The following is a 19,620-nucleotide window of genomic DNA, read 5'->3' on the forward strand; positions in this document are numbered from 1 at the left end:
GACGAATGCAAAATTAGTCGCTAAAGAAGGATTTTAAGATGCCACTATATGATTTTAGATGTGAACATTGTGAAGGGATTTTCGAGAAGAATGTCCCAATGGTTAGTATTGCAAGGGATAACACATCTTGCCCGTATTGCCAGCAATCCATGTTATTAAAACCGATGATGACAGGGCATCAAAAGATCTCAGTCAAAAATAAATGGCGACCCTCATCGAGTGCCGAGCAACTGGCAGGGCCATTGGTTGAAGGGCCGGGAACCAATAAAAAAAGTGCTCGGACATCGGTGTTGCATAACTGTCGCGGTGTGAATTGTTCTTTATGTGAGGTTTGAGCTTCTACACTTTAAAAGTAAGAGATATTGCCATCCTGTGATTTTGTTGTATTGGATGGCTTTTATATAAGCTTGATGATATGCCTTTAGGGATAACGTCATTCTTCCTGATATTCATCAAGATCTAACTTTTTCCATGTATCACCGATGAAATCTCTTTCAGCTACTTGACCGTAACCAAGATCAAAAATGTCATTCAGACTCGGGTCTTTTAGAATCATTTGTTCCAAGGCAACTAAGCGAATATCATCTGGTTCTTGGTCTCCAGTTAAAAACTGCCAATCGCCATCAGTATCGTGAACAACGCGTAAGATGGGTTGATTATGTTCTAGCCATTGCCGAGTGGTAAAAATACCAAGGTTTTTTGCTTCTCTGAACTTAAAATCAGCATTTCGGTCTAAGAGTGGTTGATCATAAATAAATTCTTCCTCAAACCCATCTTCCCAAGGCAATTTATTATTACGATCTGCCCAAACCAATTGCAAAGCAGAAAAATTGTCGTGTTGATAGTAATTTAAAGCAGCACCAAAATAATCTTCAATATTTTTAATATCTACAGGCAAAAATTGAGCACGAGTTTTTTTTAAAATTTGATCGCCATACTCTTGATTGAGAGCAATTATTTCTCCATTTTTGATCAGATTAGCCACATCATTGATGATGGTATGTGCTAAGTCAGTTGCTAGCCCAAAGCATATAATTTCAGGGTGCTGATAGCTTTCATATAAACCAATACTATAACTAAAAGAGGGTAAATAGTCTGTCGCACTAATTCCTATAACTTGCAGTCCGTACTTTTCAATATTGAGCTTAGTTGTATTAATGAGTGCATCTGGAGTAGGGCAATTATGTGAATGATCAGTGTTCATTAGATATCCCTAAAAGTTTATTATTTTTAATTGTGTGCAAAATTAAGCAGAAGCATAACGAAGTCTTAAACTTCGCTATTCTTATAATTATCCTTCACTTTCACATAATGACGTGCTGAATAAGGAAGGAATTCCATTTCTTTTTCGGTCAATGCACGAACTTGCTGTACTGGGCTGCCGACATAGAGATAACCACTTTTTAGCACTTTACGTGGCGGCACCAGACTACCTGCACCAATCATTACATCATCTTCAATAATCACGTCATCTAAAACAACGGTATTAATCCCGATCAAGACACGATTACCAATGGTGCATCCATGTAAAGTCACATGATGCCCAACCGTTACATCTTCACCAATCACCAGTGGGGAACCATTGGGTTTAGACTGGTTTTTATGGCTAACATGCAACATGCAGTGATCTTGTACATTGCTATTTTTGCCAATCTGAATGGAATTTACATCACCTCGAATGACGGCAAAAGGCCAGACCGAAACATTCTCTGCTAATTTGACATCACCAACCACAACTGACATTTCATCCACGTAGCAGCTTGAATCGACATCAGGTTTTTGGTCTAAATAAGGACGGATGTTCTTTGGCATAGTCGTTTTCGATTGGAAAATTTAGAGTAATTATAAAATAAAAAAGCATTCATACCCAAGAGCATGAATGCTTTATCTAGCTATTCTAAAAATTAAAATAAGTTGCTGAAGAACATTTTAATATGATCAATCATACGCGCGAAGAAACCAGCTTCTTCAACAGGCTTCAAGGCAACTAGTGGTTTTTCAGCAATCACTTTACCATCTAGGCTCGCAACGAGTTTACCAACAACTTGACCTTTTGCTAAAGGTGCATTGAGTTTAGGTTGAACCACAAGTTGAGTTTTGATTTTATCTGCTTGGCCTTTAGGCATGGTGACATTGAAGTTTTCAGCTAGACCGATTTGAACTTCATCTTGTTTACCAAACCATACTTTTGCTTTGGCAAGAACTTGGTTTGCAGGTTGAACGTTTGCAGTTTCAAAGTTTGCAAAGCCCCAAGCCAATAATGTACGTGTTTGATTGGCACGTTCATTCATGCTTGGTGTACCAAAGATCACCGAGATCAAACGCATCGGTCCACGTTTACTTGAAGTGGTTAGGCAAAAACCCGCTTCGTCGGTATGTCCAGTTTTTAAACCATCTACGCTTGGGTCAGTATAAAGCAGGGCATTACGGTTGCCTTGCTTGATACCGTTAAAAGAAAACTCTTTTTCTGAATAAATTGGATAGTATTTAGAGCTATCTTTAATGATATGTTGTGCCAGTACAGCCATATCTTTTGCAGTTGAGTAATGACCTTCAGCAGGCATGCCTGTTGAGTTGATGAAGTGTGTATTCACCATACCAACACGTTTTGCTTCTTGGTTCATCATGTGGGCAAAGGTACCTTCATTGCCTGCAATATGCTCAGCCATTGCTTTAGATGCATCATTACCTGACTGGATGATAATCCCGCGTAACATTTCTAAAACAGTTGCAGTGCCATTTAATGGAACATACATACATGATTCTGAACTGGTACCACGACACCACGCAGATTCATTCATGCGTACCTGTTCGTTTTCAGTCAATTCACCCTTTAAAAGTTTCTGCTCAATGATGTAGCTTGTCATCATTTTTGTCATTGAAGCAGGTGCCAGTTTTTCATTTTCATTTTTGGCAGCGAGGATCTGTCCTGTCTCATAATCCATTAACACATAGGATTTATTATTTAATTCTGGTGGGGCAGATAGGACAGTTGCTGCATATGAAAAGCTTGGCAAAAGGAGTAATGCAGCAAGAGCGCTTTTTTGAGTCATTCTAGGTGGTTCCAATATCTTGTATGAAGCAGACGAGCCTAGCATTTTAGGATAAAGCAAAGCCGACTTCTACGGGAGAAATCGGCTTTTTCATACAGTATTGTAACCTGAAGCTTAATTGGTCGGATTATTTCGAATAATAATTACGAACATCATCGCAAATTTGACGGTTATCATTGTCAGAAGCAGCTTTTGCATCTGCACGTGCTTCTTTCAAAGCTTCCTGAAAATCTTTGCCTTTCACGCGGTTATTGAGTGTTTCAACAGCTTTGGCATCGTTGCTTAAATAGGCTTTGACCAGATTGTCATAGGCTTTATTAAATTTTAAATCTTTGCCAATCAGACTAGGGCAAATTTCAGAAAGCACGTAGATCGCAGCAAGTTCTTGCTTGGTTACGCTGTCAGACATTGGCGTGACTTCAATCTTTTCAGTTTCTGACTTTTTGTCAGCCGCAAATGCTGATGAAGTAAGTGCACTCGAAGCGATGAGGAATGATAAACCTAGTGTTTTAAAAACATTTTTCTTCATAAGAAATCAAACTCAAATAACAAGACTTAAAGAATTTGAATAACTTATAGCATAAAAGGATGTTAAAAAATGTATGTTTGCTGTAGGAACCGTAGAGAAAATGTGGTTTTTAATTTTAGTATTGAAAGCCTAGCCATTGTTTAATGGACTTATCAGGCTTAAAAAATTGTATGTCTTTGAAGAGGTTGCTTGGTGCATTTTTGCTCTTCATTTGATCTTCGAAGTTAACATGGATATGATTAAAAAATAAACTAATTGGCTTCTTTATGAAAATGAAAGTAGCGGTTAAATGTGTGTTGTGAAATATAAAGGTTAAGGTTGAGGGAAAAATTAGGAAAATAACAAATATATTGAAAGAGGAAGCAGGAACATGGAGACAAAATTCAAAGGCGGTGTTGATATTGCACTGAAACTACCACCGCATCAATTCGAAGCTACAGTCGCATTCTATCGTGATGTGATTGGTCTTAAGCAAATCACAGAAAAAGGTTCAGAGATTGGTTTTGAGTTTGGACCAGTTAAATTATGGATTGATGTGGTTGAGGGGATGAGTCAAGCAGAGCTTTGGCTTGAACTGTTTACAGATAATTTTCCCGAAGCAGCTCAATACCTGAATCAGGCAGGTGTGGTGCGTTGTGATGCTATTGAACCTTTACCGGAGGGCTTCAAAGGTGGTTGGATCAGCAGTCCTGCCAATATTATTCATATGGTCCGCGAACCAGATGCTTGGTAGGGATAATATATAAAAGTAAAGTCATTGTAGATAATGGAAGAGTGGTTTCAAACAATTTGGGTTTAAAACCACACGATTATTCCAAAGCTTGATTAGCCTTCGAAATTTAAAACTTCTTCACATACAGACTTTTGTTCAGCTTTATCGACTTCTGATGCTGCTTCACGCGCATCTTTCAACAAAGTTTTGAATTCGCCATCTTTTTGTAGGCTATCTAATGATGCCGTTTTATCTGAATAATTGCTGAGATATGAACCCACCATTTTCTTGATATTTTGATCAAACTTGGCATTCTTTCCGATCAAGTTAGGGCACATTTCGATAAGTACTTGTGCATTGGCGATGTCATCTTTAATTAATGCATCAGCTTCTTTGACTGAAACCGCTTCATCAGCAAAAACAGCTGGTGCTGTTAAAAGTGTGAAACTCACCCCGAAAACTCGGATAAATTTAGATAAATGTCTCATGGTTGTATAAATTTCTAATACTATGAAGTCATAACTATATATAATTCAAGGAATAATTCAATTGGGAAAACTGCTGAGTAGTCAGGTGATTGTTGACATCTTTCCATGATTTTTAACTGTGATTTATGTTGCTCATTGATTTTAATGAAGATCGAAAGATACGTTGTTCAGATGAGGATGGATGGTTGAATTTAGTCTAATTTCAGTGATGAAACTTGACAAGTGGGGTACGATTACCTAGGTTTCATGCCTTATTTGAGTTATTTCAGCTTTTCATGCAAGGCAGAGCTGAAGATGCCAGCAGATACTGTATAGAGAATTAATTTTAGTGAATATCTTAATAGCAAATGCACATTATTAATATAAGTTATTGTTAGTTATATAATATTATGTAGTTTTTAGATAAAGTACCCGTTATGTTACCCGTTTTTAGAAAAGCAACCTCAACTTAATAAAAATAAAGCCTGCTATGAGCAGGCTAGTGTACCAGATTCAATCTTATGTTCTTCAACTTTCTGCTTCACATAAGATTCATGCCAAAAAACATCTTTTTTGTTTACCCGGACTGGCTGTTGAATTTCACCAGTTTTCACTCTGGAGTAAAATGCATCTTTCTTAATTGATAGTAACTGCATAAACTCTTTTGCTCGAACTCTACGATCAATCTGCATTTTCACCCCTCCGCATCCGCTTTTGCTTCTTTATATCCTGCCCACTGGTTGCAATTACATTTTGGGCAGTGGCCATATAATTTGACAGAGGGCTTTTCTGTTTCAGCCCAATGAAGTTTATCTAGTTTCGTATCACAAACTTCACAAACAAACTCATCTCCATCATGTTCTTTCATGTAGTCCGCATGGTCGGCTGGGTTACAAAATGGGCAAGGAATGTCCCCACCACTTGTGAAACCTTCATCATCACCGCTATCCTCATCCCATAAATAACCTTCAATACATTGTGAATCAGGATAGGACGCACCAAAATAAGAAACTGGCATTTGAACAGGGCATTGCTGAGGCTCTGTAGGTATCAATTGTTTAATCATTTTCCGCCCCTTGCTGATTCTAATGTCAGTAAATAGTCTGTTTGCAAACTCACAGCTTTTGATTCAATCCATCTTTCTTTAAAAAGTTGCATTTCAATAGCCGATAGGTTGGCGTATTCACGCGCAAGATAATTTTTTGCGCCCTGATAAATATATTCGGCACGCTTCCTTGCTAAATCTAGGCTTAATGTTTCTGGCACCACCACGCAGCCTTCAAGATTTTTATTCAATCCAGCTAAATACATATGCCATGCACTGACTGTTTCACGATCCTCATAATTACCATCACTATCAAGATCAAATTGACAGCTATGTGCGCCCAATTTTTCTTCAAATAAAGCCTTAAAAGCCTCACGTTCTTTTTCAATATCAAACATCAGCCTTCTCCCGTAACTCAACTTTGAAATCAACTTCTGGTGCAGGAATAAATACTGATCTAGGCAACTCTTTTACCAGTCCTGCCATTTTCAACAATTCCCAAACCAACTTTCCTTCAGCAGTAACTTTCAAGCAAGGGTAGTGTGGGTCATGTGCTTCAGCAGCAGGTACTGACTCAAGCAAACCTTTATCAATCAAAGCTTGTGTAGACTTTGATGGGATATGTACAAACTGCTCTACAGAAGCGAAGTATGTAAAAGATTCAATTTGTCGACGGCTTAAATTAAGGTTGAATGCACCGCCAGTTGTATACTCAATAAAATTATGATTCATCACCACACTCCCGCCACTACAATTAATAAAAGCCCAACCGCCAAATTCAACAAGATTGATAAACCTAAAGTGAGTTCTTTCATGCTGCCCATCCTTCTTTGTCTCGTTTAGCGCCAATAGATTTCTTAATCTGTTCAGCGTAATTCGTAGCTTTAAATTTGTTCCAAATCTGGACGAGAACTGAATAATTCTCAGCATTTTCTATGTCTTTTAAGGCTTTTTGGTAATCGTTTTTCAACTGGTTTTGATATTGGTTTTGCTGAGAATTCTGTTGGTTCTGATATTCGTCAGAATCTGCATCTTTGGAATCGTCAATTAAAAACAAACCATTTAATGCATATTTACGAGCATATGAACTTGACGCACCAAAAGTTTGAGCTACATCCATACCTTTTTTATTTACCTCAACACCAGCCTCTGCTTGGACCAACGTTTCCTTGCCTTTGCTATCAACAAATTTAGCAATAGCTGTCACAATGGGAATTCCACACAATTCTTTAGACTGATCGGATAGGACCAATGTGCAGTTGTATTTGTGCAACAATGGCTTTACGGCCTCAAGAATTGACTCGCAAGAGCGGTAATTGTATTTACCAAATGAGTTGAATTTATCTTTAGGGGCTTTCAGTTCATGTTGAATAGCCACTAGATCTTCAATAACCAACGTATTTGAAACTTGAGCATTCATCATCTAATCATCAAAACTTGATTGATACATGTGGAACCAAACCCTTATTGATGGCTTGCAAAATCTCTTTGCCCTTAGCCTCATCAACACCCAAAGCCAATAAACCTTTTAGTGCTTCGTTACAGATTTTCTTTTTGTGCGCTTGGTTTGCTTGCCGTGCTAATTCAGCTTGACGTTCTGCCTCTGCTTTTGCAGCCTGTTCTTGTTCCATGCGCAAACGTTCGGCTTCAATAGCTTGCTGCTTTTGAATCTCAGCCTGTTTGGCTTGTTCAATCGCTTGTTGTTTCAATTGTTCTTCACGTAGCAATGCAGCTTCTTTTTCTGCTTGAAGGCGTGCTTCACGTTCAGCAGCTTCACGTTGTTGACGTTCAGCTAATTCAGCCTGTTCTTTTTGTTCACGTTCCAAACGTTGCTTTTCAGCTAAAGCTTTTGCTTCTGCTTCGATACGCGCTTTATCAGCTGCTTCTTTCGCAATACGCTCTTCATGTTCGCGCTGTAAACATTCTTGTTCAGCTTTACGTAAACGCTCTAATTCTGCCTGTTCAGCTTCATATTTTTCACGTGCAGCTATGGCACTACGCAGCTTTTCCAAAGTCTCTAACTTGGCAATTTTTGCTTCTTGTTCGAACTCTTCAAATGAAGAATCAATAATTACTTCTTCAACAAGACCAATTGCACCTGCAAGCATTTCGGCTGTGGTTAGCTCCAAAAAACCTTCTGTGGCATGTAAACGAATCTCTTTAATATTGTGCTGATGTTTAGCAACACGATCTTCTTCTGCCTTTTCCCATGCATCACGTGGTGCAAGAATCTCATCTCGCAATAAATCAAACTTCTTAACAACCCCAATTCGGTCATCATCAATCAATTTGATTTGCGCCTTTTGTTCAGCAACAAGGTCTTTACCACATTTCTCAATCAATGTTTTTGATTTACTAATTTTTAAAGCAAGAGAGCCAATGGCATCTCTCCCTTTCTTTGTGCTCACATCTGGAACATGACTACGAACTTCCTGAGCAATACGCTCGTACAATTCATCTGTGCCACCAACTTTAGAAAAAGCAGCAACAATCACATTTTGTTCTAATACTTGTAATTCATTAACTTGTGCATTCATGTTAATCGCCTTTATATTTTGCATTGGTATAAATAGGTGAGTCCTTCAAAACTCGCTCTATAACTTGAATTTGTTTAGGTGCGTCTGGACCACATTTATAGTTGGGTTCCTGTTCACCAATAGGTGTGCAGTGCTGGATTGTTAAAGGCCATTTACGCCAAGACTTTCCTAAATCACACCAGTAAAAAATCTGATTTCTTGCAACTTTCAATGACCATTCAGAACCACCGAAAGTGCTGTAGTGGGTTGCTTCTTCTTTCTCGCCAATTGAATAACCGAATTGCTCAAGAAAGCTTTGAGGGAAAATAGTTCCCATAGACACCTCACGTTACAGAGCAACTCCATACGTTTTGAGACCAGCCACATGAACATATCCATGAATATCCCTTGTTGTTGTGAAAGGGCACTTTGCGCTGAACTGAACGACCGCAGCTTTTACAGGTAGTGTAATCAACACTAAAAATCGGCTGTTTCGACTTAATCATGTTGGGCACCAACTCGAGCCGTCATTTCTACGACTTCGCCTTTTTCTAATTGTTGAATAAGGGCTTGGGTTTCTAACTCTTCTTTAGCCTGGTAATACGCTGCAATGTGAAGAACCAAACCAATAAATGAAATGCACATCACCAATACAGCAAGCAATGCAAAAGACTGGATAGCCACAGTTTTGATCGTGGTGAACTTCTTAGTGTTCTGGCGTTTGATTAAACGTGCAATGAACTGGTTGTGAGTTAGAGTGTTGTTATCCATGATCAAGCCTCCACTTCAACGAATTCGCAATTCTCGTCCAATTGATACCAGGTATTAGCTTTAATACCGTTCTCACCAACCTTAGAAGCGCGGATATGGATAATTTCATCTTGTGTGTTGCGATAAGTTAGAACTATTGCACCCGACTCGCATGCCATAGCTTTATTATTCCAACCTAGACCGCATGCAACAGAATGCTTTCCAGTAGCCGAAGCAGCACCGTATTCGCCAGTAGCCGAAGCAGCACCGCGATAGCCAGTAGCCGAAGCAGCACCGCGATAGCCAGTAGCCGAAGCTGCACCGCGATTGCCAGTAGCCGAAGCTGCACCTTGATTGCCAGTAGCCGAAGCTGCACCGCGATTGCCAGTAGCCGAAGCTGCACCTTGATTGCCAGTAGCCGAAGCTGCACCTTGATAGCCAGTAGCCGAAGCTGCACCTTGATTGCCAGTAGCCGAAGCTGCACCTTGATAGCCAGTAGCCGAAGCTGCACCATATTCGCCAGTAGCCGAAGCTGCACCATATTCGCCAGTAGCCGAAGCTGCACCGCGATTGCCAGTAGCCGAAGCTGCACCGCGATTGCCAGTAGCCAAAGCTGCACCGCGATTGCCAGTAGCCGAAGCTGCACCGCGATTGCCAGTAGCCGAAGCTGCACCTTGATTGCCAGTAGCCGAAGCAGGTGATTCGGCATCAATAGGTGTGCATTTGCTAAATGTGTAGTCGATAGCAAACTTAACTAGATCAGCAATACCAATTTCAAATTTGATAGAAATTTCACGACTAGAAACTTTGGTGTCACCGCCATCTTCACGGCTTAAATCACCTGATTGTTCAACAACCGCATAGCGACTTTGTGAAGGAGGGTAGTAACCCAATACATCTAAAGGGTGTTCACATGCATGAAAACCTGAACCGCATGCTTTAACCTCACCTTCGTGCTTATATGTCTTTCCAATTTCATATTGGAAGCCACGACATTTAAGGTCTTTGTCAAATCCCTTGTACGTGGTGATTGTTTCTTGATTTTGTGTCATACTTATCTCACTCTTTGAGTAAAAGCTCCGCGTCGCCAAACTGTCGGGGCTTTTTTGTTGTCTGTGAGGTAAATATCGCATTTCCGATATTATTAGTCAATAGGTAATCCGATATTTTTATAGAAATTCCGATTTTTTATGTTTTAATAGACAAAAGAAAACCCACACTGGGTGGGTTGGTTGGAGTTTGTTATGAATAAAAATGAATCTTTAGTTGTTAAGCGTTTACTTTGGGCTACCATCTTTTTTAATAGTGTAACTTTGATCTGTATGCTTATTATTCTCAGCCTTCTGGTAAAAAACTGAAAAGTAAATAGTAACTAAAATTGAAATGGCAGCAAGTATCGATGCAATACAACCAACAATAAAGGTTGGAGTCACTGTCCAATGGGGCTTGGAAGACTCTTTAATTTGCCTACCCAAAAGCTCATTACTAATCAATTGAATGGTTGGCTCTCTTATAAAACCATCATGACCTTCACCGCTCAAAAGCTTAACCAATTCCTCATCTGTTAGCGTTTTTATTTGATCATAGGAAAGATCAAGCATATTTAGATCAGGCATTTCTAAAACTTTAGTTTTCATTACATCTTCTTGAGACGTAGATTGAATAGTTTCATCAATAACCAGACTATCATAAGGTTTTTCACGATTAGATAGACTTTTTACAGTATCTAGTGTCAATCTGCCAAGTTGTTTAGGCTTGTCTTCGTTATTCATTCCCACCCCATCCCGAACCATTGTAATTACTGTATCGGGTTCACAGTTTTTATTAGCTTTTCCTAACACGCTTTGGACGTGAACCGCCTAATGGTCTAAATGCATCAATCACTAATCCTACCAACTCCATACCCTCCTCAAATTCAATGATGTTTGGTTGAAAATTAGGGTTGAGTGCTTGTAAATATTTCCTCTCATCGCTTTCAATCACAAGCTTCTTGAAAGTTGCATCTGAATTACTACGCACAACTACAAGATCTTCCGAGATCAAATCACATACTTGATAATTAGGATTTACAAGGATGTAATCACCATCGGCATAGGTTGGGTAATTACTAACACCAACAACCCTTAAATAGAAACAACCATCTGGGTCATCAGCACTTAAAGGCGGCAACCATTCATTTATTTTATTTGGATCAATAGCTTCTACTGATGTCATTGTTCCAGCCTGAACCCACGAAAGAACAGGAAGCAATTTAGAGCTAATAGGTGCGACGTTATTATCCAGTGTACTAATAACACCTTTTTTAAGTTCTTCAGCCGTTACACCAAGCGCATTCGCTAACTCAAGAATAGATCCAGTAGATTTTGCATTACCAGTTTCTAAGTCGGATATAACAGACTGTTTTACACCTGATTTCTGAGCCAACTCCTTTTGAGTCATTTTCTTTGCTTTGCGAATAGATTTTAAGTTGTCGCCCAAAGTAGCCATAAATTTATCCATCGTTACAACTATCGGAATTCTGATACATAATTCAATCGGTTTGGCTATTGAATAAATATCGGAAAACCTATATATTTAATAAAAATTATCGGAGATTTTGCATGAATCAATGGCAAAAGATGATCTCTGAGTTAAGGGAAAAGGGTCTAACTCAGACATATATCGCCACAGAAATAGGCTGTTCGCAAAATTACGTTAGTGATTTAGAGCGTGGCTTATGTGGGAAACGCCTTTCATATGAACTAGGAAAAAAACTAGAAATCTTATGGAAGGAAAATTGTTCAACACAATTAACCGCTTAGGAACAACCATGAGCAAAGTATCAGCCGATTTAACTGCAAGAGCGAGAAATGAATTGACTCGGGTATTGCAAGCGCTTTCCTCAAGTAATCAAGGACAGCTTGCAGAACAAATAGGCTTAGACCCTAGCACATTATCTAGAATGAAAAATGATAAGAAATCCAATGGATTGACAGAGATTGAGAACTGTTTAGCTCTATTGGATGTTCTTGGATTCAAAACAGTGCCTAAGAAATATCGAATGATTAGCGAAGAAAAGCTTAATGCTCTTTTCGTGATGTCAAAGGCATGGATGGAAAGCAAGCAATCAATTGACGATCTCTTTCAAGATGACATTGAAGATTTTGGAATGAGTTTTGAGCTTGGGTACAAAGAAAAAGCCTGATTTACGAGATCAGGCTTAGGTATTCAAAACATTGGAGTAATGAATGAAATCAAATTTAGCATATGTACCACCTGATCCGCAAGGAGAGCTGGTTCCATTTCCAAAAGCTGAGCGACAATCTATGTCAAAGAAAGAAGAGGGCTATACCAGAATGCCTAACTCTTTAATTGACGACCAGGTAATGGCGCAATTAAACGATAAGGCCTTTAAATGCCTAATGCTCATAGTGCGTCAAACATCTGGTTTTGATCGTACAAATCACACAATAGCAATCAGCCAATTTCAAAAATACTGTGGCATAAGAAAACGTGACACGGTGATGGCATGCATCAAGGAACTTGAAGACAAAAAAATCATTCTTGTTAATCGTAAAACTGGGTGCTTAAACGAGTATTCAATCAACCCAAACCAGTCCCACGAAACGGTACTACCACTAAAAGGGACTAGTACCGTCAAAGGTGATGGGACTAGTACCGCGAAACGGGACGAGACCAGTCCCGTCAAACGGGGCACTAATAAAGAAACACTTAAAGAAACACTTAAAGAAAATATATATGTCGTCTTTGAGTTCTGGAAAACAACTTTCAACAGCCAAAAAACCGTACTCACTGAAAAACGGAAAAAGAAAATCGAAGCTCGTCTTGAGCAAGGGTATTCAGTTGAAGACATCAAAAAAGCAATTCTGAATTGCTCGAAGTCTGATTACCACATGGGCAAAAATGATCGTGGCACTGTCTACAACGATATTGAATTGATTTGCCGTGAACCTGAAAAGCTAGACCGATTCATCAGCATGAGCACACCAGTTCAAGCAAAAACAACTCAACCAGTTCTGGATAACAGAAACGTAAACGAAGCATGGGCAAAAACCCAGACTCATTACGAAAATGTTGATCCTGTTGAACTAGAGGAGTGGATGGTATGAATGCGATGTTCAATACTGAAATTCTTCAAAGCAAAACGGTATGTCCTGAACACAAGACTCAATTGATCGTGATGTTTGGTCGTGAGCAATGTCCAGCATGTGCAATTGAGTATGTGAAAGCGTCAAACAAAGAGCATGACAAACAAGTAAATCGCAATGTACGTGAACAACACTTTGCAGGTGCAATGCTTCCAAAACGTCATGAGAACTCAGGATTCCGTAACTACTCTACTGAATTACCAGGACAGAAACTTGCGCTCAAACAAACTACTGATTACGCAAAAGAGATCATCAAGGGAAAAGTGGTCAATCTTGTAATGGTTGGCAGCACCGGTACAGGTAAAACCCATTTGTCATGTGCAACGGCAAGAACACTTTTGGCAAAAGGAAAATACGCTCGTTACATCACATCTGAGGATATGGCTCAGAAGATCATGAAAGCTTGGGATAAGGACACGAAAGATCAATCTGAAGCGTCAGTGATTTATGACTTCTCGCAATACGACTTATTAATTCTTGATGAGTACGGATTGCATGACAGAGAAAAGCGTTTGGAGCTTGTTCACAAAGTTCTTTACTCACGCTACGACGAAGCAAAAGCAACGATGCTTATTTCAAACATGACTCTAGATCAGCTCAAAGCAGACTTGGGAGATCGTCTTTGGTCACGCTTCCAACATGGCGGATTAACAGTCGTTGAGTGTAATTGGACTGATGGTCGAGTGGGAGGTGCAGCGTGAACCAAATCCCAACAATCACTCAAGTGAAGCAAGCACTTCACAAATTAGCTGAACAGAAGAATAGACCGAGTTATGAGGTTTGTACTGCGAAAGAAGTGAAGTATGCACTAGAGAATGGATTAGAGCATCCACTGATTGATGAGTTGAGAGGGTTGATTGAGTTTAAACCTGAAGTTGTTGAAGTGGTTAGGACACATCGAGTCTCACACGCGAGATTAGTAAAACAACGTGTGTATCCAACAGCAGAACAGGCGAAAGACATAGTTAATTGGATAAGGACTTATAGTGGACGTTTAGTCGATGTGGCAAGAATTGCAGGATGTGCTCATTCAACACTTTCTCTAATTAAATCAGGAACTAGACACTCATTTACGCTAGACATGTACAACAAGATGAACAATGCACGCATGAGCTTAGAAGGCGTGACTAATCATGACAAGGAGCAAAGCCAATGAACGCGATCCAATTCATTCAGCAGCACGGTTTTGAGAGGGCGAGGGAAGAATTAACCAAACTTCCTAATTCAAATGTTACTCACATGACTGACGATGCTCGCATGTTTGTTGATGAAAACAACCCATTGCTTGACGAGTTTCAGCGCAGTCAGATCAAAGACTTGATTTGTATTGAGGAGCTTAAGCGCCTCGTTGAGAGCCTTGAACTGGTTAAAGAGTATGGCGGCATATCAATGGCAAAAAGACAGTGCGCTTGTTTTACAAATGCCTGTACAAGCGTTGGAGTGAAACCATCACCACGTCTTTCGGCTTTGCAACAAGCCATCGCAGACTACGAATCCATTTATGGAGGTGAGCATGTTTAAGGTCGGGGATAAGGTTGTTTTAATTGAAGGTGAAGATAGTCGAATCTTTGTTGTTGATTTTGCAGGATGGGATACAAATCTTTCTGTTACTGGCCTAGGTAAATACAAAGATATACGAGGATATGTCTGGGATAAGAAGTTATTCAGATTGGCTACCAACGAAGAAATCGCAGCAGGCCACCGCATTGACTTAGAAGAATTAAGAGGCTGTGACACACCCCCAAATTGCAAGAAGCACAAAGAGAGGGTTGGCAATTATGAAACTAACTAAGTCACAACGTGAAGAACTCAAGCGAAAATTTGATGGTCGCTGTGCTTATTGTGGTGACGATCTGACTGATAAGTGGCATGCAGACCACCTGGAAGCAGTGGTGCGTGATTTAGTCACAGGTAAGCCTGAGAAGCCTGAAAACGATGTCTATGAGAACTTAATGCCAGCATGCACAGCGTGTAATCACAACAAGCGTTCAATGTCATTGGAGTCATGGCGTGACTTGTTAGCCCACTATCGTGATGTTCAAGTTCCAAGAGATTGTTCTCAGATTCGTCACCTTATGCGTTTCGGTTTGGTTGAGTTCATCAAAAAACCAGTGGTTTTCTATTTTGAGCAGGTGAAGTGATGAGAGGAAATTCAGAAATAGAGGATGAAATCAAGAAGTCTTTGGAGTTGGAGGATTTTGATAAATATCACAATCTTTTAGGTGAAAGAGAAACAAACAAACTAATTGAAACTATACACAAGGCAGCAAGAGAATATGAATCAAATTACAAAATGCAATGACGAAAGAATGTGTGCTAGGTGCTTCACTGGCGATAAGTGTGAAGTGATGAGAAGTGAATTTGAGAAAACCAAAGCTTATGAATTGTGCAAATCATGGCAGATGGACTTTGATGAAGAACTGCAAACTTATTACTCAATCAATCCAATGTTTCACAGTGATGTAACAGTGATAAATTCAGCATGGCGTATGTACCAAGAACGCCAGACCGAGGTGGATGAGCTGCAAAAGCGGGTGGATTTAGTCAAGCAACTGATCCAAGCCTATAAAGACGAAGAAAAAGAGCTTGAGCTTAAAGAGTGGGAACAATCAACAATCTACGGTCGATTTGCAATTGAGTTAGAGCAAGCGCTCAAGGGGGAGACATGAAAGCAATCAAGATCCCTTGTGAGCATGATTTGTTGAGCAGCAATCACAACACATGGGTTGATGCCGTTATGCGCTGTAAGGGTGGAAGCCCTTACTGTGGCGCAGATGGATATTGCCATGCTGGTGGTGGTTGTTTTGCTGACCAAGAGATGACAAGAGAGCAAGCAATCTTGGAAGTTGATCGTTTATCACAAGAACTCTACAACGCAAAAATCGAGAATGACAAGTTGCGAAATATGGGTAGTCAGTTGGTCAATCAACTTGAATTAGCCAAAGAACAGAATCTTAAAAGTGGCAATGATCAGCGAGTTTTTGCTTTGAAATTCTGTATTCACGAAATCAAGAAAGCGATGGGGTGATCTATGACCACATTCAAAGAGGCTCAAAGAAGTAGATCAAAACCTGTGGCGCGTTCAAGCGTGTCACGGAAGTTTGGTAAGACAGTCAGCAAAGGTGACGCTCTATTAGAGAATCATCTCAATGCTCTAAAGATTCCATTTACTAAAGAGTATCGGTTTCATCCTGAGCGCAGATGGTTAGCAGATTTCAGAATTGATGACATGCCCATCCTGGTTGAAGTGGAAGGTGGTGTATTCAGCAATGGTCGGCACACCAGAGGCGAAGGCTACACAAAAGACTGTGAGAAGTATTCAGCAGCAGCTGTAAACGGTTGGTTCGTGATTCGTGGCACAACAGCACAAATCAAAGAAGGATTAGTCATCCAATGGATTGAGAAGCTTATTGAACGGTTGAGAGGTGGGTGATGGATAAAGAGGCTTGGGATTTAACTTGTCGATGGCACATTCAGAAAGTGAAGAATTTTTACTCTGATCAGTGGTGTGATTTAAAAGATGCGCTAGAGGAATTATTGAAATTGTTCATGATAACTCTACGAATTGTACTATCACCATTTGCTTGGATTTTGATTCTAGCTGTAGAACTAAGATGCTATTACAAACAATTAAAAACTTATGACAAAGAAAGTCGTGAACGAGTTAGAAAACACATAGAACGATCAGAAAAGAATTGAGGTGACGGTATGAATGCGGCAGTAGTAACAGAAAAATTATCTAATCTTGAATGGGTTGGGCAGCAGATGAGAGCTAAAACAGCAAACTATGAAGCTTCAACAATGTCGACTGGTGAGAAGGCACCAACGTGGGAAGAGCGTTGCGGAGCTATTGCATCAATTGAAGATCAAGCAACAAAGGCATATTGTGAAATTCTGGTTTGGGGTGATTCCCGTGATACTACTCAAGCGTTCAAAATTCTGGTTGAGCATATTGGAAAGATTTTATATGACGCAGAAATCACAGAGCGCCAGCGTCATCACTTCGATTTAAAGCTGTTCTGTAAGAAGATTGCTCGTATGCAGGTGTATTTCACATTACGCCCTGAGATCAAAGAAGATCGTACGTTGCAGGGCCAGTTAAAGTTCTGTGGCATTAATGAGATCAAGGCGGACACCTATAGCAAGAACTATGCATATCTAGGCGCCATGGTGAATATCATGCTTAAAGACATGGAAGATGAGATCGATTTTTATGTTGGTGAATACCGCCGAAAACTAAACAAGACAATCAATTGACAGCTATAAGGATTTAAGATATTGTTTTCCCATACTGGTCGTATTACGGTTCATACCGAGACCAAGCCATTAAAGCTCATCGAAAGGTGGGCTTTTTTGTTTCTGGAGTTACCTACTAGGCTCTATAAATTTAGTAGGATATTATCTGGTCAATAATATATATGAAGGGTGCGGGTTTTGAACAAGACACTACCCTTGGATTGACCACCTAAAGAGGTGAGTATTTACTTGCGGATTGGCGACCCCTTAACACATCAGTCAGCCTTAAACTACGTTACTGCTCAGCCCAGTTGTTCATTTGAATAGCTGGGCTGTTTTAATCCAGTTTCCTCTTTATGCCCTGCTTCGGTGGGGCTTTTTTATGCGCCATTCGTCTAATTGGATAAGACATCATAATTCTAGTGTGATTGATGTGGGTTCGAGTCCTGCATGGCGTGCCAATTTATTCAGAGAATGTCTATGGACACAATCGAAGCGAAGAAGAATCTTGAAATTTACAAGAAGAACGTAGTGCTTTTGCAGAATTACAATCACTTGTTTAGCAGCCACACTTTCAAGAATGACTGTCAACGTGAAATTAATACGCTTACAAAACGAATTGAGAATCTAGAAGATGCGTTCGCAAAAGAGGCTAAACGAAATAAGGCAGTTGCCATGCGTTAGATGCGGATCTAGTCCTTCACAGGCTGCACATTCAAACAGTTCGAAGCACGGTAAGTCCCGTGGACGCAAGGCGGATGATTGCTACACAGTTCCACTTTGCCACTCATGCCACAGTCAATTCGACCAATTCAACCTAGGCACAAGACAAGAATCAGAAGCTTTGTTTGAGCAGTGGTTGGAAAAGACTGAGAGGATGTTAAACATTGGGTACAACAATGAGGTATTTTGATGGAACCAGTCGTCTACAAAATCCAGAATCACTATGATGTTGCTAGAGTCGCCAATTATCTTAATTTAAATCATGGCAGAGCGGCAGGCGAAGGTAAGCCACTTGTTGTGCATATTCAAGAAGACACCAAAGATAGATCAAAAGCTCAAAACAAACTCTACTGGAAATGGCTCAGTCAATGGGCGAAGCATCAAGGTACAGATAAAGATAATGAGCATTTATTCTTTAAGCGTAAATTCTTAGCAACGATCTACTTTCGTGATGATGTGGGTCAGTATCGAAATACATTCAATGCAGTGAAAGCATTAAAAGATCAGAAGCATCCGTTATATAACCAAGTGGCAGCAGGACTAAATGAACTGATAAGCACGACTGATGCAAGTGTTCAGCAATTTACTGAGTATCTAAATGACATTCATGCGTTTTGTAATAAGCAGGGGTGTTGGTTGGAAACGCCTGAAGATTTGATGTGGGTGGTGGAGAGCAAGGCATGACATGCAAATCATGTGAAGAACGTCGTGAATGGATTAAACAACAATATGAACGAGCAAAAGCAAGAACAGCAGCAGCTATCAAGCGAATTACTGGCGCTGATGCAGAAGATAGTGGAGCAGAACACAACACTGATTCAGCAGATAGCGAACAAGGATCAGATAATTCTGGCAGCACTGGAACAGAGCAACGAACTCCTGTTGCAATTAAGCGAACAGGAAGACGAACTGCCAAGATCGAGAACGATTGATTGAGGTGAGTATGTCTAGAAGACTGGTATTAAAACGAACGCAAGGTTCTAAAGGATCGCTAGCATTACATGATGCAATTACTGGTGAATTACTTGTATCACAACAGGAACTCAAGATTGAATCACACCCGAATGGTTATGTTGAGCTTAACGTTAAGTTCATCGTAGATGGTGATCGGTTGAGAATAGTAGGTGATCATGAAACTACGGACATTAAAGCCGAGACTCCAAACTACCAAGACGCCTAAACAATCTAACTGGGGTCAAGGACGTGGTGGTCGCCCATGGCGAAGACTTAAAGCAAGCATTCATTTAAGAGATAAGTACACATGCCAGTGTTGTGGTGTTGTAACTATGGAGCTTGAGCTTGATCATATTGTGAATGTGGCTCAGGGTGGTAATGATGAGGAAAGCAATCTTCAATCGTTATGTGTGCCTTGTCATAAAGAGAAGACATTGAGGGAGAGTGGGCAGTGGGTAATAAAACAATAGAAGATATGGTCCATGAT

36 protein-coding genes and 1 tRNA gene are annotated in these 19,620 nt (G+C 40.0%); 21 read left to right on the plus strand and 16 right to left on the minus strand.

Annotation, left to right across the window (positions count from 1 at the left end):
* Positions 1–38 precede the first annotated feature (38 nt).
* Positions 39–335 carry an FmdB family zinc ribbon protein gene (locus F909_RS17155; protein WP_005145812.1) on the plus strand — a complete coding sequence of 99 codons (297 nt, stop codon included), beginning with the start codon at positions 39–41 and terminating at the stop codon, positions 333–335.
* A gap of 98 nt (positions 336–433) precedes the next feature.
* Here the strand turns inward: F909_RS17155 and F909_RS17150 are convergent, their stop codons facing one another.
* From F909_RS17150 to F909_RS17135, 4 genes are all read right to left on the minus strand, one after another.
* The gene (locus F909_RS17150) at positions 434–1,204 is read right to left on the minus strand and encodes a DUF4262 domain-containing protein (RefSeq protein WP_005145813.1); all 771 of its coding nucleotides are present in this window, start codon (positions 1,202–1,204) and stop codon (positions 434–436) included.
* Between the two features lie 65 nt (positions 1,205–1,269).
* Positions 1,270–1,812 (minus strand): gamma carbonic anhydrase family protein, encoded by a 543-nt coding sequence (locus F909_RS17145; protein WP_005145816.1) that lies wholly within the window; start codon positions 1,810–1,812, stop codon positions 1,270–1,272.
* A gap of 92 nt (positions 1,813–1,904) precedes the next feature.
* On the minus strand, positions 1,905–3,053 hold the full coding sequence (gene dacC / locus F909_RS17140; RefSeq protein WP_005145818.1) for a D-alanyl-D-alanine carboxypeptidase PBP5/6: 1,149 nt from the start codon (positions 3,051–3,053) through the stop codon (positions 1,905–1,907).
* A gap of 127 nt (positions 3,054–3,180) precedes the next feature.
* A complete protein-coding gene (locus tag F909_RS17135) occupies positions 3,181–3,582 on the minus strand; it encodes an MCR_0457 family protein (RefSeq protein WP_005145820.1) in 402 nt (133 codons plus the stop codon).
* A 370-nt stretch (positions 3,583–3,952) separates the two neighbouring features.
* On the opposite strand from F909_RS17135, the gene F909_RS17130 reads away from it, so the two are divergent.
* Positions 3,953–4,315, plus strand: coding sequence for a VOC family protein (locus F909_RS17130; protein ID WP_005145823.1), 363 nt, complete (start codon positions 3,953–3,955; stop codon positions 4,313–4,315).
* Between the two features lie 92 nt (positions 4,316–4,407).
* Here F909_RS17130 and F909_RS17125 read toward each other — a convergent pair whose 3' ends face one another.
* The 12 genes from F909_RS17125 to F909_RS17075 all read right to left on the minus strand — a co-directional run bounded on the left by F909_RS17125 (position 4,408) and on the right by F909_RS17075 (position 11,559).
* A complete protein-coding gene (locus F909_RS17125; protein WP_005145825.1) occupies positions 4,408–4,782 on the minus strand; it encodes an MCR_0457 family protein in 375 nt (124 codons plus the stop codon).
* 467 nt (positions 4,783–5,249) lie between these two features.
* Positions 5,250–5,453 carry a helix-turn-helix transcriptional regulator gene (locus F909_RS17120; protein WP_005145827.1) on the minus strand — a complete coding sequence of 68 codons (204 nt, stop codon included), beginning with the start codon at positions 5,451–5,453 and terminating at the stop codon, positions 5,250–5,252.
* Between the two features lie 2 nt (positions 5,454–5,455).
* The gene (locus tag F909_RS17115; RefSeq protein WP_005145828.1) at positions 5,456–5,827 is read right to left on the minus strand and encodes a hypothetical protein; all 372 of its coding nucleotides are present in this window, start codon (positions 5,825–5,827) and stop codon (positions 5,456–5,458) included.
* Entirely contained in the window at positions 5,824–6,204 is a 381-nt protein-coding gene (locus tag F909_RS21495) for a hypothetical protein (protein ID WP_005145833.1), read from the minus strand. Before F909_RS21495 ends, F909_RS17115 begins: the two co-directional genes overlap by 4 nt.
* A complete protein-coding gene (locus F909_RS17110; RefSeq protein WP_005145835.1) occupies positions 6,197–6,538 on the minus strand; it encodes a hypothetical protein in 342 nt (113 codons plus the stop codon). Before F909_RS17110 ends, F909_RS21495 begins: the two co-directional genes overlap by 8 nt.
* Before the next feature lie 79 nt (positions 6,539–6,617).
* The gene (locus F909_RS17105; RefSeq protein ID WP_032877601.1) at positions 6,618–7,226 is read right to left on the minus strand and encodes an ERF family protein; all 609 of its coding nucleotides are present in this window, start codon (positions 7,224–7,226) and stop codon (positions 6,618–6,620) included.
* A 10-nt stretch (positions 7,227–7,236) separates the two neighbouring features.
* A complete protein-coding gene (locus F909_RS17100) occupies positions 7,237–8,343 on the minus strand; it encodes a V-type ATP synthase subunit I domain-containing protein (protein ID WP_005145841.1) in 1,107 nt (368 codons plus the stop codon).
* A gap of 1 nt (position 8,344) precedes the next feature.
* Positions 8,345–8,659, minus strand: coding sequence for a hypothetical protein (locus F909_RS17095; RefSeq protein ID WP_005145842.1), 315 nt, complete (start codon positions 8,657–8,659; stop codon positions 8,345–8,347).
* A 161-nt stretch (positions 8,660–8,820) separates the two neighbouring features.
* Complete coding sequence (locus F909_RS17090) at positions 8,821–9,093, minus strand: hypothetical protein (RefSeq protein ID WP_005145843.1); 273 nt, start codon at positions 9,091–9,093, stop codon at positions 8,821–8,823.
* A gap of 2 nt (positions 9,094–9,095) precedes the next feature.
* Positions 9,096–10,124, minus strand: a complete 1,029-nt coding sequence (locus F909_RS17085) for a DUF7666 domain-containing protein (RefSeq protein ID WP_005145845.1) — start codon at positions 10,122–10,124, stop codon at positions 9,096–9,098.
* A gap of 225 nt (positions 10,125–10,349) precedes the next feature.
* Positions 10,350–10,844 (minus strand): hypothetical protein, encoded by a 495-nt coding sequence (locus F909_RS17080; protein WP_005145848.1) that lies wholly within the window; start codon positions 10,842–10,844, stop codon positions 10,350–10,352.
* A 52-nt stretch (positions 10,845–10,896) separates the two neighbouring features.
* Positions 10,897–11,559 carry a LexA family protein gene (locus F909_RS17075; protein WP_005145849.1) on the minus strand — a complete coding sequence of 221 codons (663 nt, stop codon included), beginning with the start codon at positions 11,557–11,559 and terminating at the stop codon, positions 10,897–10,899.
* A gap of 113 nt (positions 11,560–11,672) precedes the next feature.
* On the opposite strand from F909_RS17075, the gene F909_RS17070 reads away from it, so the two are divergent.
* The 19 genes from F909_RS17070 (at position 11,673) to F909_RS16980 (ending at position 19,603) form a co-directional block, all read left to right on the plus strand.
* Positions 11,673–11,873 (plus strand): helix-turn-helix domain-containing protein, encoded by a 201-nt coding sequence (locus F909_RS17070; protein WP_005145850.1) that lies wholly within the window; start codon positions 11,673–11,675, stop codon positions 11,871–11,873.
* 8 nt (positions 11,874–11,881) lie between these two features.
* Positions 11,882–12,256 (plus strand): helix-turn-helix domain-containing protein, encoded by a 375-nt coding sequence (locus F909_RS17065; protein ID WP_004769486.1) that lies wholly within the window; start codon positions 11,882–11,884, stop codon positions 12,254–12,256.
* 43 nt (positions 12,257–12,299) lie between these two features.
* Complete coding sequence (locus F909_RS17060; protein WP_005145852.1) at positions 12,300–13,181, plus strand: replication protein; 882 nt, start codon at positions 12,300–12,302, stop codon at positions 13,179–13,181.
* On the plus strand, positions 13,178–13,921 hold the full coding sequence (locus F909_RS17055) for an ATP-binding protein (RefSeq protein WP_005145854.1): 744 nt from the start codon (positions 13,178–13,180) through the stop codon (positions 13,919–13,921). The genes F909_RS17060 and F909_RS17055 overlap by 4 nt, the downstream gene beginning before the upstream one ends.
* The gene (locus tag F909_RS17050) at positions 13,918–14,376 is read left to right on the plus strand and encodes a hypothetical protein (protein WP_005145856.1); all 459 of its coding nucleotides are present in this window, start codon (positions 13,918–13,920) and stop codon (positions 14,374–14,376) included. Before F909_RS17055 ends, F909_RS17050 begins: the two co-directional genes overlap by 4 nt.
* On the plus strand, positions 14,373–14,741 hold the full coding sequence (locus F909_RS17045) for a hypothetical protein (protein ID WP_005145863.1): 369 nt from the start codon (positions 14,373–14,375) through the stop codon (positions 14,739–14,741). The genes F909_RS17050 and F909_RS17045 overlap by 4 nt, the downstream gene beginning before the upstream one ends.
* Positions 14,734–15,012 carry a hypothetical protein gene (locus F909_RS17040; RefSeq protein WP_005145864.1) on the plus strand — a complete coding sequence of 93 codons (279 nt, stop codon included), beginning with the start codon at positions 14,734–14,736 and terminating at the stop codon, positions 15,010–15,012. Before F909_RS17045 ends, F909_RS17040 begins: the two co-directional genes overlap by 8 nt.
* Positions 14,999–15,361 carry an HNH endonuclease gene (locus F909_RS17035; RefSeq protein ID WP_005145866.1) on the plus strand — a complete coding sequence of 121 codons (363 nt, stop codon included), beginning with the start codon at positions 14,999–15,001 and terminating at the stop codon, positions 15,359–15,361. The genes F909_RS17040 and F909_RS17035 overlap by 14 nt, the downstream gene beginning before the upstream one ends.
* A complete protein-coding gene (locus F909_RS21095) occupies positions 15,361–15,522 on the plus strand; it encodes a hypothetical protein (RefSeq protein ID WP_005145869.1) in 162 nt (53 codons plus the stop codon). The genes F909_RS17035 and F909_RS21095 overlap by 1 nt, the downstream gene beginning before the upstream one ends.
* A gap of 46 nt (positions 15,523–15,568) precedes the next feature.
* Positions 15,569–15,889: a hypothetical protein gene (locus F909_RS17030; RefSeq protein WP_032877542.1), complete on the plus strand. Its 321-nt coding sequence runs from the start codon at positions 15,569–15,571 to the stop codon at positions 15,887–15,889.
* On the plus strand, positions 15,886–16,248 hold the full coding sequence (locus F909_RS17025) for a hypothetical protein (protein WP_005145872.1): 363 nt from the start codon (positions 15,886–15,888) through the stop codon (positions 16,246–16,248). Before F909_RS17030 ends, F909_RS17025 begins: the two co-directional genes overlap by 4 nt.
* Positions 16,249–16,251: 3 nt before the next feature.
* Positions 16,252–16,653, plus strand: coding sequence for a hypothetical protein (locus F909_RS17020; RefSeq protein WP_005145874.1), 402 nt, complete (start codon positions 16,252–16,254; stop codon positions 16,651–16,653).
* A 275-nt stretch (positions 16,654–16,928) separates the two neighbouring features.
* Positions 16,929–17,477, plus strand: a complete 549-nt coding sequence (locus F909_RS17010) for a hypothetical protein (RefSeq protein ID WP_005145877.1) — start codon at positions 16,929–16,931, stop codon at positions 17,475–17,477.
* A 363-nt stretch (positions 17,478–17,840) separates the two neighbouring features.
* A tRNA-Arg gene (locus tag F909_RS17005) sits at positions 17,841–17,917 on the plus strand.
* Positions 17,918–18,090: 173 nt separating this feature from the next.
* Positions 18,091–18,369, plus strand: a complete 279-nt coding sequence (locus F909_RS20680) for a DUF968 domain-containing protein (protein ID WP_032877546.1) — start codon at positions 18,091–18,093, stop codon at positions 18,367–18,369.
* Positions 18,369–18,863, plus strand: coding sequence for a NinB/YbcN family protein (locus tag F909_RS16995; protein WP_004997271.1), 495 nt, complete (start codon positions 18,369–18,371; stop codon positions 18,861–18,863). Before F909_RS20680 ends, F909_RS16995 begins: the two co-directional genes overlap by 1 nt.
* Entirely contained in the window at positions 18,860–19,111 is a 252-nt protein-coding gene (locus F909_RS16990; RefSeq protein WP_005145879.1) for a hypothetical protein, read from the plus strand. Before F909_RS16995 ends, F909_RS16990 begins: the two co-directional genes overlap by 4 nt.
* A gap of 11 nt (positions 19,112–19,122) precedes the next feature.
* Positions 19,123–19,359 (plus strand): hypothetical protein, encoded by a 237-nt coding sequence (locus F909_RS16985; protein WP_005145882.1) that lies wholly within the window; start codon positions 19,123–19,125, stop codon positions 19,357–19,359.
* Complete coding sequence (locus F909_RS16980; protein WP_005145884.1) at positions 19,310–19,603, plus strand: HNH endonuclease; 294 nt, start codon at positions 19,310–19,312, stop codon at positions 19,601–19,603. The genes F909_RS16985 and F909_RS16980 overlap by 50 nt, the downstream gene beginning before the upstream one ends.
* Positions 19,604–19,620: the final 17 nt, after the last annotated feature.

This window comes from Acinetobacter sp. ANC 3929 (genome assembly GCF_000369405.1).
Classification (GTDB): Bacteria; Pseudomonadota; Gammaproteobacteria; order Pseudomonadales; family Moraxellaceae; genus Acinetobacter.

Coding starts and splice junctions, on each gene's coding strand:
- F909_RS16980 (WP_005145884.1), top strand. CDS start 19,310: ATGAAACTACGGACATTAAAGCCGAGACTCCAAACTACCAAGACGCCT.
- F909_RS17065 (WP_004769486.1), top strand. CDS start 11,882: ATGAGCAAAGTATCAGCCGATTTAACTGCAAGAGCGAGAAATGAATTG.
- F909_RS17025 (WP_005145872.1), top strand. CDS start 15,886: ATGAAAGCAATCAAGATCCCTTGTGAGCATGATTTGTTGAGCAGCAAT.
- F909_RS17125 (WP_005145825.1), bottom strand. CDS start 4,782: ATGAGACATTTATCTAAATTTATCCGAGTTTTCGGGGTGAGTTTCACA.
- F909_RS17060 (WP_005145852.1), top strand. CDS start 12,300: ATGAAATCAAATTTAGCATATGTACCACCTGATCCGCAAGGAGAGCTG.
- F909_RS17030 (WP_032877542.1), top strand. CDS start 15,569: ATGAGAAGTGAATTTGAGAAAACCAAAGCTTATGAATTGTGCAAATCA.
- F909_RS17145 (WP_005145816.1), bottom strand. CDS start 1,812: ATGCCAAAGAACATCCGTCCTTATTTAGACCAAAAACCTGATGTCGAT.
- F909_RS17070 (WP_005145850.1), top strand. CDS start 11,673: ATGAATCAATGGCAAAAGATGATCTCTGAGTTAAGGGAAAAGGGTCTA.
- F909_RS17150 (WP_005145813.1), bottom strand. CDS start 1,204: ATGAACACTGATCATTCACATAATTGCCCTACTCCAGATGCACTCATT.
- F909_RS17020 (WP_005145874.1), top strand. CDS start 16,252: ATGACCACATTCAAAGAGGCTCAAAGAAGTAGATCAAAACCTGTGGCG.
- F909_RS16995 (WP_004997271.1), top strand. CDS start 18,369: ATGGAACCAGTCGTCTACAAAATCCAGAATCACTATGATGTTGCTAGA.
- F909_RS17085 (WP_005145845.1), bottom strand. CDS start 10,124: ATGACACAAAATCAAGAAACAATCACCACGTACAAGGGATTTGACAAA.
- F909_RS17010 (WP_005145877.1), top strand. CDS start 16,929: ATGAATGCGGCAGTAGTAACAGAAAAATTATCTAATCTTGAATGGGTT.
- F909_RS20680 (WP_032877546.1), top strand. CDS start 18,091: ATGCGTTCGCAAAAGAGGCTAAACGAAATAAGGCAGTTGCCATGCGTT.
- F909_RS17135 (WP_005145820.1), bottom strand. CDS start 3,582: ATGAAGAAAAATGTTTTTAAAACACTAGGTTTATCATTCCTCATCGCT.
- F909_RS17130 (WP_005145823.1), top strand. CDS start 3,953: ATGGAGACAAAATTCAAAGGCGGTGTTGATATTGCACTGAAACTACCA.
- F909_RS16990 (WP_005145879.1), top strand. CDS start 18,860: ATGACATGCAAATCATGTGAAGAACGTCGTGAATGGATTAAACAACAA.
- F909_RS17105 (WP_032877601.1), bottom strand. CDS start 7,226: ATGAATGCTCAAGTTTCAAATACGTTGGTTATTGAAGATCTAGTGGCT.
- F909_RS17090 (WP_005145843.1), bottom strand. CDS start 9,093: ATGGATAACAACACTCTAACTCACAACCAGTTCATTGCACGTTTAATC.
- F909_RS17080 (WP_005145848.1), bottom strand. CDS start 10,844: ATGAATAACGAAGACAAGCCTAAACAACTTGGCAGATTGACACTAGAT.
- F909_RS17095 (WP_005145842.1), bottom strand. CDS start 8,659: ATGGGAACTATTTTCCCTCAAAGCTTTCTTGAGCAATTCGGTTATTCA.
- F909_RS17100 (WP_005145841.1), bottom strand. CDS start 8,343: ATGAATGCACAAGTTAATGAATTACAAGTATTAGAACAAAATGTGATT.
- F909_RS17040 (WP_005145864.1), top strand. CDS start 14,734: ATGTTTAAGGTCGGGGATAAGGTTGTTTTAATTGAAGGTGAAGATAGT.
- F909_RS21095 (WP_005145869.1), top strand. CDS start 15,361: ATGAGAGGAAATTCAGAAATAGAGGATGAAATCAAGAAGTCTTTGGAG.
- dacC (WP_005145818.1), bottom strand. CDS start 3,053: ATGACTCAAAAAAGCGCTCTTGCTGCATTACTCCTTTTGCCAAGCTTT.
- F909_RS17155 (WP_005145812.1), top strand. CDS start 39: ATGCCACTATATGATTTTAGATGTGAACATTGTGAAGGGATTTTCGAG.
- F909_RS17120 (WP_005145827.1), bottom strand. CDS start 5,453: ATGCAGATTGATCGTAGAGTTCGAGCAAAAGAGTTTATGCAGTTACTA.
- F909_RS17035 (WP_005145866.1), top strand. CDS start 14,999: ATGAAACTAACTAAGTCACAACGTGAAGAACTCAAGCGAAAATTTGAT.
- F909_RS17115 (WP_005145828.1), bottom strand. CDS start 5,827: ATGATTAAACAATTGATACCTACAGAGCCTCAGCAATGCCCTGTTCAA.
- F909_RS16985 (WP_005145882.1), top strand. CDS start 19,123: ATGTCTAGAAGACTGGTATTAAAACGAACGCAAGGTTCTAAAGGATCG.
- F909_RS17110 (WP_005145835.1), bottom strand. CDS start 6,538: ATGAATCATAATTTTATTGAGTATACAACTGGCGGTGCATTCAACCTT.
- F909_RS17045 (WP_005145863.1), top strand. CDS start 14,373: ATGAACGCGATCCAATTCATTCAGCAGCACGGTTTTGAGAGGGCGAGG.
- F909_RS21495 (WP_005145833.1), bottom strand. CDS start 6,204: ATGTTTGATATTGAAAAAGAACGTGAGGCTTTTAAGGCTTTATTTGAA.
- F909_RS17075 (WP_005145849.1), bottom strand. CDS start 11,559: ATGGCTACTTTGGGCGACAACTTAAAATCTATTCGCAAAGCAAAGAAA.
- F909_RS17055 (WP_005145854.1), top strand. CDS start 13,178: ATGAATGCGATGTTCAATACTGAAATTCTTCAAAGCAAAACGGTATGT.